This is a genomic window from Rhizobium sp. BK313 (genome assembly GCF_014193655.1).
Taxonomy (GTDB): Bacteria; Pseudomonadota; Alphaproteobacteria; order Rhizobiales; family Rhizobiaceae; genus Rhizobium.
Genome location: NZ_JACHZQ010000013.1, coordinates 78,494 through 88,503, shown reverse-complemented (window position 1 = coordinate 88,503; position 10,010 = coordinate 78,494). Strand labels below are relative to the sequence as shown.

Annotated in this window: 8 protein-coding genes; 6 read left to right on the top strand and 2 right to left on the bottom strand. The window is 60.1% G+C overall.

All coding sequences use genetic code 11. The features are described 5' to 3' along the window. The first annotated feature begins 416 nt into the window (after nt 1-416). Nucleotides 417-623 carry a hypothetical protein gene (locus FHT86_RS36165; RefSeq protein WP_133704602.1) on the top strand — a complete coding sequence of 69 codons (207 nt, stop codon included), beginning with the start codon at nt 417-419 and terminating at the stop codon, nt 621-623. 63 nt (nt 624-686) lie between these two features. Here the strand turns inward: FHT86_RS36165 and FHT86_RS36160 are convergent, their stop codons facing one another. Then, nucleotides 687-2,039, bottom strand: coding sequence for an ATP-binding protein (locus FHT86_RS36160; RefSeq protein WP_133704603.1), 1,353 nt, complete (start codon nt 2,037-2,039; stop codon nt 687-689). A 3-nt stretch (nt 2,040-2,042) separates the two neighbouring features. Beyond that, a complete protein-coding gene (locus FHT86_RS36155; protein WP_133704604.1) occupies nt 2,043-2,762 on the bottom strand; it encodes a response regulator in 720 nt (239 codons plus the stop codon). A gap of 434 nt (nt 2,763-3,196) precedes the next feature. Between FHT86_RS36155 and FHT86_RS36150 the strand changes: the two genes are divergently transcribed. From FHT86_RS36150 to FHT86_RS36130, 5 genes are all read left to right on the top strand, one after another. Next, the gene (locus FHT86_RS36150) at nt 3,197-3,961 is read left to right on the top strand and encodes a pseudouridine synthase (RefSeq protein ID WP_312862668.1); all 765 of its coding nucleotides are present in this window, start codon (nt 3,197-3,199) and stop codon (nt 3,959-3,961) included. Then, nucleotides 3,948-4,631, top strand: a complete 684-nt coding sequence (locus FHT86_RS36145; RefSeq protein WP_133704606.1) for a phosphoribosyltransferase — start codon at nt 3,948-3,950, stop codon at nt 4,629-4,631. Before FHT86_RS36150 ends, FHT86_RS36145 begins: the two co-directional genes overlap by 14 nt. A gap of 77 nt (nt 4,632-4,708) precedes the next feature. Continuing rightward, nucleotides 4,709-6,454, top strand: coding sequence for an SLC13 family permease (locus FHT86_RS36140; RefSeq protein ID WP_133704607.1), 1,746 nt, complete (start codon nt 4,709-4,711; stop codon nt 6,452-6,454). A 129-nt stretch (nt 6,455-6,583) separates the two neighbouring features. Continuing rightward, entirely contained in the window at nt 6,584-7,528 is a 945-nt protein-coding gene (locus FHT86_RS36135) for a phosphoribosylaminoimidazolesuccinocarboxamide synthase (RefSeq protein WP_133704685.1), read from the top strand. A gap of 354 nt (nt 7,529-7,882) precedes the next feature. Further along, on the top strand, nt 7,883-9,337 hold the full coding sequence (locus tag FHT86_RS36130) for an efflux transporter outer membrane subunit (protein WP_133704608.1): 1,455 nt from the start codon (nt 7,883-7,885) through the stop codon (nt 9,335-9,337). Nucleotides 9,338-10,010 lie beyond the last annotated feature (673 nt).

Sequence of the window (10,010 nt, the reverse complement as noted above, 5' to 3'; positions counted from 1 at the left end):
AGGAAACACTAGAGCGAAGGACTTCGTCGCCAGCAGCGCCGCCGCCCTCGTTCAGTGAGTGGGCTTATAATCCCACACCTTTCCTCCAGTCAACACCATCTCTGTAAAAATTCTGACATTTTTATAAGTGACTGATTTTACTAGTGGATTTGTGAGCGATGGAGAAGTTAGGCTTTGACCTCCTCCAAATCCGGTGAAAAATATTGTCCAATTGGTCAAAATTTTCGATTTGCAGCGAAGGATGAACCATTCGAGGCCGGCAGGGATGATTGCATTTCTCCTTTCCGAAGCCAATTCATGGTTAATGAATCGTTGCGACCGTGAAGCGCCGTTAACGCTTTTTATCTAGGTCGGTTCTCATAAAAACCCATTATTTTATATGAGATTTCTGCTATATAAAAAGGTGGGAGGACACCATGGATACAACAAGACCAGAGAGCATCGTCGAAGTCAGCGTCGACAGCGCCACCGGACGGAAGGCACTCGGCATCATGAACATGCGCCAGGCATTGGATCTGCCTGACCTGCTGAGCTTCACCTATACGCATCCGGACCCGAAAAAGGCCGCCGCAGGCATCGTCGTTAGCCGGGAGGAGTTAAGGCGCTTCCTGACCCGTCATTGAGCGGCAACGCGACAGATGGCAATCAGCGCGCATTTCAGCGCGAGCCCTTTGATGTGCGCCATTTCAGGCGGCAACCCGACTGCTCGCCGCCAGCGGCAGAAGCACGATGGCATTGAGCCCGCCGCCGTCCCGATCCTCAAGGCGAAGTGCGCCATTGTGCGCATCGAGGATCTGACGGACGATCGTCAATCCTAACCCACTCCCCCCAAGATCGCGATTGCGCGATTCTTCCAAACGCACGAAGGGTTCGAGCACATCCTTGCGCCGCTCCATCGAAATGCCGGGGCCACGATCGCCGATGATGACGGCGGCATGTTCGCCCCGGCGCTCGATGCAAACATCGGCCCTGCCGCCGTAACGCAGTGCATTGTCAGTCAGATTGTCCAGCACCCGGGCCAGCGCCGTCTGCGGCATCGTCACCGCCAATTCTCTTCCGCACGGTGAAAGCGAGACGAGGTCCGGCCCGTCCTGGCGCTCGGCGACAAGAGCACAGACAGCGGCGTCGAGATCGGCGATATCCCGCCCCCCGGAAACGACCGTGCTGCGGGCAAAGCCCAGCGCATCCTCGACAAGGCGTTGCATCGCCTCGATATCGGCGATCGCCCGCTCTCGATGCGGCGTGTCCGGCATCATCTCCATGCGCAGGCGGAAGCGGGTGAGATAGGTTCTAAGATCATGGGAGATCGCCCCGAGGATCAGGGTGCGATTGTTGATCAATGCGGCGATGCGCAACTGCATGCCGTTGATGGCACGGATCAGCATACGCAGTTCGCAGGCGCCCCGTTCCGGAATATCGATCGGCTGCAGGCCCTTACCGATAGAATTGACGGTGCGCGACAAGCGCGTCAACGGCCGGGTCTCGCGCGCCACGGCGACGACTGCGATCACCGCTACCAGCACGCCGAGAAGTCCGGCCATGAAGCCCACGGGGACTCCGCGCAGCCGCACGGTCGGCGTATCGGCCAGGCTGAAAACGGCTACCTTGCCGCCGGCAATGCCGATCGACACTTCGATCGTACGGTCGGGAGCGCCGACCGAAAACCAACCCTGCGGCCGTTCGGGGAGCGAGCGCAGGCTGAAATAGCGGTCGCCGAGCGCAAAGCTGGCAAACTCACGGGCCAGTTTGCGACCAAGAGTCGGGTCGGCCGCGTCCTCGTTTTGCGCAGGCGGCGCGGCGTCGACAAGACGCAGATCCAGACCGATCGCATTCAGCGCATGCACCGCCTGCTCCCGTGCCTCGGGCGGGATGGCATCAAGGAGGCGTACCGCCGACTTGATCTGCATCGCAGGCGATAGCTGGTGGCTGAGCGGCGAGTCCGGCTTCAAACTGGCAGCAACAAAAGCGGCAAGCTGAATGATGAACAATGCCACGGCGACGATCATGATGATGCGCGAAACGAGACCGAGTTTCAGCATGGCTCAGACATCCCTCACATCGACGGTCAGGAGATAGCCGGCATTGCGCACGGTCGTGATGACTTGCGCGCCATCGGGCAAGTAATGCGCAAGCTTGGTGCGCAGGCGCGAGACGGTCACGTCGATGGTGCGATCGAATGGGTCCGCACCGCGTCCGCGTGTCCAGTCGAGCAGTTGGTCGCGCGACAGCACCCGGCGCGGCCGCTCCAGGAAGCAGACGAGCAGATCGAACTCAGCGGTCGTCAGGCGCACCGGCCCCTCGCCTTCGATCTCGATTGCCCTTCCGTCGAGATCGACGATCAGGCCGGCGAAACTCTTGCGCCGCCGCGGGCCGCTACCCTCCTCCGAGCGCTCGGGACCGGAGCGGCGCAGGATGGCGCGGACCCGTGCAAGGAGCTCGCGCGGATTGAAGGGTTTGCCGAGATAATCGTCGGCGCCCATCTCCAGGCCGAGGATGCGGTCGATATCATCGGACTTCGCCGTCAGCATCAGGATTGGCACCTGGTTGCGCGCCCGGATACGGCGGCAGGCCGAAAGACCATCCTCGCCCGGCAGCATCAGATCGAGAATGATGAGATCAGGAAAACCCCTGGCGAGCGCACGATCCATGGCGGCAGCGCTTTCGACCGCCTCGACAGCAAAACCTTCGCGGCTCAGGAACTCCTCCAGGAGCGCCCTAATTTCGCGGTCGTCCTCGACCAGAAGAAGCGATGCAGAAACCATGGCTCATCCATGCGAGGCGAAGGGCGACTTTGACAACAGGGAAACGGCCGCCGTTACAAACTGTAACAAATTTCCGCCGTTCTGAAAAATCCCGGAAACACAAGCGATGCAGGTTTGCCGCGACGGCGCCCCCTCCGGAGCTGACGGCGACAACTACCCCGGCGTCGCCGTACCCGACCCATCGCTGCTCCGGACCGCCGGCAGGGCTCGCGTTGACAAGGCGCGGGCCCTGTCCCTCTTGTGTGTTTCCCCTTGGCGCGATTTGCGTCGCAACGTTCCTCGTGCGAAAGGATTGGCATTGTCAGGCGGATACACCTGACCATCGCCAAGACACCATCGCTAAGACAAGGATGAGGCAACGGGTGAGCCAAAGGCATGCACCGCAAAGATCGGGCAAGGGAGCGAAAGGCCGGCAGGAGACGGAGGGCAAACGCGTGACCCTGCCGCGGGCGCTGTCGAAGCTCGGCTATTGCTCGCGCACCCAGGCGGAATCGCTGATTGCCGGCGGTCGTGTTGCGGTCGACGGCCGCAAGATCACCGATCCGGCCGCCTGGATCGATCTTGACCAGGCGCGGATCGCCGTCGACGGCATCGAGATATCAGCGGAAAAGAAGCTCTGGTTCATGTTGAACAAGCCGCGCGGACTGGTGACGACACGCGACGATCCCGAGGGCCGGCCGACGGTCTACGACTGTCTGAGAGATATCGACGCCCGGCATCTGGCGCCGGTTGGGCGGCTGGACAAGGCAAGTGAAGGGCTGCTTCTCTTCACCAATGACACGGTGTTGGCCCAAGCCCTGCTCGATCCCGTTACCCATGTCGGCAAGATCTATCATGTCCAGGTCAACCGCATCATGGACCAGGAACTCCTGGATCGCATGGAAAGCGGAATCATCGACGATGGTGAGCTTCTGACCGCGATTTCCGCCCGCCTGCTGCGCAGCGGCGACCGCAACGGCTGGATCGAGGTGGAGCTCAAGGAGGGCCGCAATCGGCAAATTCGGCGGATGCTGGAAGCGCTCGACATCGAATGCCTGCGGCTGGTGCGCGTCGCCTTCGGCAACATCATGCTCGGCGATCTTCCGAAAGGCGCGGTCCGGGCGCTGACCGAGGCGGAGCTTCTCGAGCTTCACAGGCGGGCGGGCATGGAAAAGAACGGACGAAATGCAATGAAGGCGGGACGCAATGCAGCCTCATGATTTCTGGCAGGAGATTCATTCGCCGCAAAGCTTTTGCGCAACCGGCGAATTCCGCGATTTCTATGTAGCGGAACTGCCCGACGGACGGCAATTGCGCCTGCCGATCCGCGCGCTGGCCGATGGCCACCACGCGCTGGCATCGCTGATCATCAATCAGGCCAGTTTTTCCGTGCAGGAAGCCCTGGCCGAAGCGCTGGCCGAGCGCATCGCCGCGCATGACGTCGATGTCATCGCCGGACTGCCGACGCTCGGGCTGACGCTGGCTAGCGCCGTCGCCCGGGCACTCGGCCACCAGCGTTACGTTCCGCTCGGCACCTCCCGCAAATTCTGGTATCGCGAGGATCTGTCGGTTTCGCTTTCCTCCATCACCACGCCGAACCAGGAAAAACGACTTTATATCGACCCGCGCATGTTGCCGCTTCTGCAGGGAAAACGGGTTGCGCTGATCGACGACGTGATCTCGAGCGGCGCCTCGATCGTCGCCGGGCTCGAGCTTTTGACCGCATGCGCCATAGAACCTGTCGTGATCGGGGCGGCCATGCTGCAATCCGAGCGCTGGCGGGAGCGGGTCGATGCGACCGGCAAGCCATGGAGCGAGCGAATCGTCGGCGTGTTTTCGACGCCGATCCTTGAAAGGGCCGGAAACGGCGGCTGGCGGACGCCCGTCTGACGGCAGTTCTCGGCGGGGCTGTACAGGACCGGCAGGCTGGTTCATTCTGGGTCCTGGCGAATCTCCGGGGCCCGCCCATGACGTTCGAACAAGCATCCCTGCTGATCCTTCTGGGCCTGATGCTGGCGCTGTTTTGTCTTGACCGTTTCCGGATCGAGGTCGTTTCGATCGCCGGACTGCTTGCCGGGTACTTGCTCGGCCTCTATCCGGCGGAGGGGGTCTTTTCCGGCCTCGCGAGCCCGGTCGTGATCACCGTCATCGAAATCCTGCTGATCGTGCAAGTGTTGGCCCGGGCACAGCTTTTCGGCGCGTTGGCAGACCGCCTTCTCGCCGCAAACCCGCCGTCCTTTGTCATCATCGGGGCGCTTTCCGGACTGACCGCCTTCATCTCGATTTTCATGAACAATATCGGCGCCTATGCTATCGCGCTGCCAGTGGCGCTGCGCATTACCGATGTCACCGCCATTCCGCGGCGACAGTTGCTTATTCCGATTTCCTTTTCGGCGCTTCTCGGTGGATTGGTATCGCTGATCGGCACGCCGGCCAATCTTTTGGTCAGCGACGCCCTGCTCAGGGCGACGGGAAGCGGCTTCCATTTCTTCGATTTCGCCTATGTCGGATTGCCGGTTGCGATAGTCGGCGTGATCCTGATCGCCGCGATCGTTCGGCGGCTATTTCCCAAATCAGGTGAGGAGGACGCGGCGCCGGGCCGGGCGATAGATCGTCAAATGATTGCGGAACGCCGGGTGCCGCACGGCTCTCCGTTGATCGGACAACGGCTGGCGGATTGCCGCCGGGCCTTCGGCATCCAGCCGCACGCCCTCATTCGCGGCAGCCGTTTCGTCTCCGCCGCGGAAGGTGCCGTAATCGAAGCTGGCGATATTCTGCTTGCCGAAGGGTCGGACGTGCTGTTCGACAGGCTGTCGGCAAAAGGCGTGCTGATGCTTGAATCCCATTCCGGCGCCTATGCGTCCGATCTTATCCGCAGCGAAGCGGTGGTCATGCCACAGAGCACGCTGATCGGCTCGCGCATCCAATCGCTGGACGTTTTCCGCTCGCGCGGCATCGCGATCACCGGCCTTTCCATGCGCTCGCCGCGCATCGAAGGACGGTTCGACGATCTTCCTCTTTCAATCGGCGACATCCTCAAGCTGGAGGGGCCGAAGCACGCGATCGCCGAGGCACTGGACGAATGCGAATGCTTGCCGCTGGCCGCAAGCTACGATCATACGCCGCCGCTGCGCTCTTTCTGGCCGCTTCTGCTTTTTGCCTGCGGCGTGCTCGCCACCGCCACAGGACTGCTTCGCCCGGAGATCGCTCTTGCCGGCGTCATCCTGGCAATGGCGCTGATGAACTTCATCAACCTGCGCGCTGCGATCGCCGATCTCAATTGGCCCATCATCATCATGCTGGCGGCGATGATCCCGCTCGGCACAGCGGTGGCCACATCGGGGACGGCAGAGATGCTGACGGGTGGGCTCGGCGCCGTCGTGCCGCTCGAGCGGCCGGGTTTCGGCGTCGCGCTCATCCTGTTCCTGGCGATGGCGATCACCCCCTTCGTCAACAACGCCACCGTCGCCATCGTGCTGACGCCGATCGCCTTCGAGCTGGCGGCCAAGGCCGGGCATTCCGCCAATGCCTATCTGATTGCCGTCGCCGCCGGCGCCTCGCTCGACTTCATCACACCGTTTGGTCATCACAACAATACGCTGACCATGAGCATCGGCGGCTACCGGTTTACCGATTTCCTGCGCGCCGGCTGGCTGTTGACCATTGTCAGCTACAGTCTGGCACTGGCCTTGATCGGCTGGTTCTGGATTTGAGAGCGCATCCGCTCTTAATAGATGACGCATATCCCGTCTGAAAATCGATTCCGATTTTCAGTGTTATGCGTTAAGGGTCCAACATGAAGCGTCCGTCGGACGGATGCACGAGCCTGCTGAGTGACGATATTGCGAATTCTCTCCGAAGCCCATTTTCCGGAACTGCCTAACTATTACCGCGGCAAGGTGCGCGAGAATTATGACCTGCCGGACGGCAGCCGCATCATCATCAGCACCGACCGGTTGAGCGCCTTTGACCGTATCCTCACCTGCATTCCCTACAAGGGCCAGGTGCTGACGCAGACGGCGCGCTACTGGTTCGAGGCGACGAAAGACATATGCCCGAACCACGTCATCGCCTATCCCGACCCGAATGTCGTCGTCGGAAAGCGGCTGAACATCCTGCCAGTAGAAGTTGTGGTGCGCGGGTATCTTGCCGGGACCACCGGCACATCGATCCTGACACTTTATAAGAAGGGTCAGCGCGAGATGTATGGCATCACGCTGCCGGACGGCATGCGCGACAACCAGATCCTGCCGGAGCCGATCATCACACCGACCAGCAAGGAATTCGATGGCGGCCACGACGAACCGCTGACGCCGGCTCAGATCATCGAGCACGGGCTTTTGACAAAGGAACAATGGCAAACATTGTCGGATTACGCGCTGGCTTTGTTCGCGCGCGGCCAGGAAATTGCCCGTAAACGGGGGCTCATCCTCGTCGACACCAAATACGAGTTCGGCACTGACGAAAACGGCGCCATCATTCTCGCCGACGAAATTCACACCCCGGACAGTAGTCGCTACTGGTTGGCCGACAGTTACCAAGAGAGCTTCGAAAGGGGCGCGCGCCCCGCAAGTTTTGACAAGGATTTCGTCCGTGCGTGGGTGACCGAGCGATGCGATCCTTACAAGGACGAGATACCCGAAATTCCGCTCGATCTGATCGAGCAGACCTCGAAGGTGTACATCCGCGCTTACGAAGCAATCACGGCTACACCCTTCATTCCGGACGACCGCGATGCAACACCGCGCGATCGGGTTCGCGCAAGCCTGTCCCACTATTTCCCATAGAGAACCGTCCGAATGGTCTCTCAGTCCATACAATTCTGCTGAATGACCGCCCCCAAGTTGCGCCGGATAGCGAATTGTTGGACACCTACCGCTCTAAGTAGCGGGAGAGAGGGTATGTTTTTTGCAACACTTCATAATTTTTTTACTGAATCCCCTCTATTTGTCATGATCCCACACGTGTTCACACGCGAGAAATCGCAAAAGGCACTGTGCTATTGCAAAACTCGTTGCTAGATTGACGCCGATTGCTTCGGGTCGTTTGTTGGTAATGCGTCGACAGAAGCACCAGTACATATGGGGTCAGGTTGACTCCATGAGATAGTGATCATGTAAAATGAATTGTGGGATAATGTGATGGTATCCATTCGTACTGCCGCCCCCGCCCTGCTGCTTCTTTTGGCAGGTTGCGTCAGCGGCCCCGATCATAAGCCACCGGAAATGCCCCTCGCGGCCAAGTTCTCGGAGGGCGGTACGAAGGTCAACGGCGACGTCTCCAGTTCGCAATGGTGGACTGCCTTCGGCGACAGAAAGCTGAACGCGTTGGCCGAGCAAGGACTCGCTCAAAACCTTAACATCCAGCAGTCGCTGGAACGCATCAATCAGGCGCAGGGCCAAGTCGTCACCGCTGGCGCTGGCGGATTGCCGAGCCTGTTTGCCTCTGGCAGTCAAACGACCAGCGGCCAGATGGGCAACCTGCGCACCAACAGGGAAACGCAGAACACGACCGGCAGCGATATCACCGCGTCGTGGCTGCTCGACCTCTGGGGCCAATTCCGCCGCGCAAAGGAAAGTGCCAACGCATCGCTCGATGCGGCCTACTCAACCGTCGACGTCTCTCGCCTGGCCTACCTGCAGGATCTGGCCAACAGCTATGTCAACGCCCGCTTCTTCCAGGCCCGCATCTCGATTGCGCAGGACAACCTGAAGTCACGCCGCGAGACGCTTGCGTTGACCCAGTTCCAGCTCGATGCCGGCGCCGCCTCGCGCCTCGACGTCGTCCAGGCCGAAGGTCTGGTCGACTCGACGCTTTCGGAAATTCCGGGTCTTGAAATCAGCTACCGCCAGGCGGTGCACCATATTGCAACCCTGCTCGCCGTGCCGTCGCAGACCATTCTCGCTCAATTGCAGAGCGGTGGTCCTCAGCCAGTGTTCCGCGGCCGCGTCAATACGGGTGTCCCCGCTGACCTCATCCGTAACCGGCCTGACATTCGCGTCGCGGAGCGTAACCTTGCTGCCGCGACCGCTCAGATCGGCGTGGCGGAAGCCCAACTCTTCCCGACGATAACGCTCAGCGGTGCGATCTCGCCGTCCTACGTCCACACGTCGTCCGCCCACGGCGGCCTGACGTCCTGGTCGTTCGGTCCCGCCCTGTCGCTGCCGATCTTCGACGGTGGCACGCTGCGGGCTAACGTGAAGATCGCCGAATCCTCCAGCCGCGAACAATATATCGCCTGGAAGCAGACCGTGCTGTCTGGTGTCGAACAGGTCGAAAACGCCCTGTCGGCCGTCAGCCGCGATGCCCAGACCATCGCCGCGCTGCGCGCGTCGGTGAAGTCCTCTGAGGAAGCCCTCTCACTCTCGACGGCAAGCTATAAGGACGGCGCCTCCTCGCTGCTCGACGTTCTTGATGCACAGCGCAATGTTTCGGATGCGCAGGAAAGCCTCGCCCAGGCCGTCCAGCAGGCCGCCATCGACTACATCTCTCTGAACGTAGCGATCGGCGCCGGTTATGTTCCGGCCGACAAAACGACCATGGCCGCAAAGCCGGCCAAGGTTGTCAAGGTCGCTGCCAAGAAGGCCGCCAACTAAAAGACATCGCCCGGTTCCGCCGGGCGCTTCTTCTTGCGAAACCGCCGCAGGCAACTGCGGCGGTTTTTCTTTGGCCAAGACAAAAGGGACCAAATTAAAAATGGCGCGCCCTGCTTCCGCAAAGCACGCCACCAAACAGTCAATAAACAAAAAGGCCGGAACAAACCGGCCTTTCGTCATCCGTCCTCGCATCAGTGCCAGTACATCCGTGGTCAAAGGCAAGGCGGATACTGCAGCCAGATTGATCGCGAAAGGTTAACACATGGTCAACGCTACTTCCGCGACCTCCCGGGATGAAAATGGCTCGCTATCAAGCGCGCCAAGCATCCCACCGACTGCATGACTGAACCGTATATCGGGTGGCACGGTGGTGATTTCAAGACCGCTAAAGTTATTCATTCAACCAGTTTGCGATGGGCACTTTCACTAGAGCTGCAGTAACCTCAATATAGTAAGCAAGTCTTCCTAAAAATTTGTTTCGGTTTTGAGGATCTTGTCTGCGTCCGTTCAACCTGCATTCATGCAAATTCTTGTAAAACCGCTGAAAAGATTGAAGGAATAGCGCTGGATCCTACCAAATCCCGCAGCTGCGCTAGATTTCATCTTATCGAAACTGGAAACGGCATGCCGAATCCTGTAACCGCACCGGATGTCCCTTAGCGGATATGTCAGG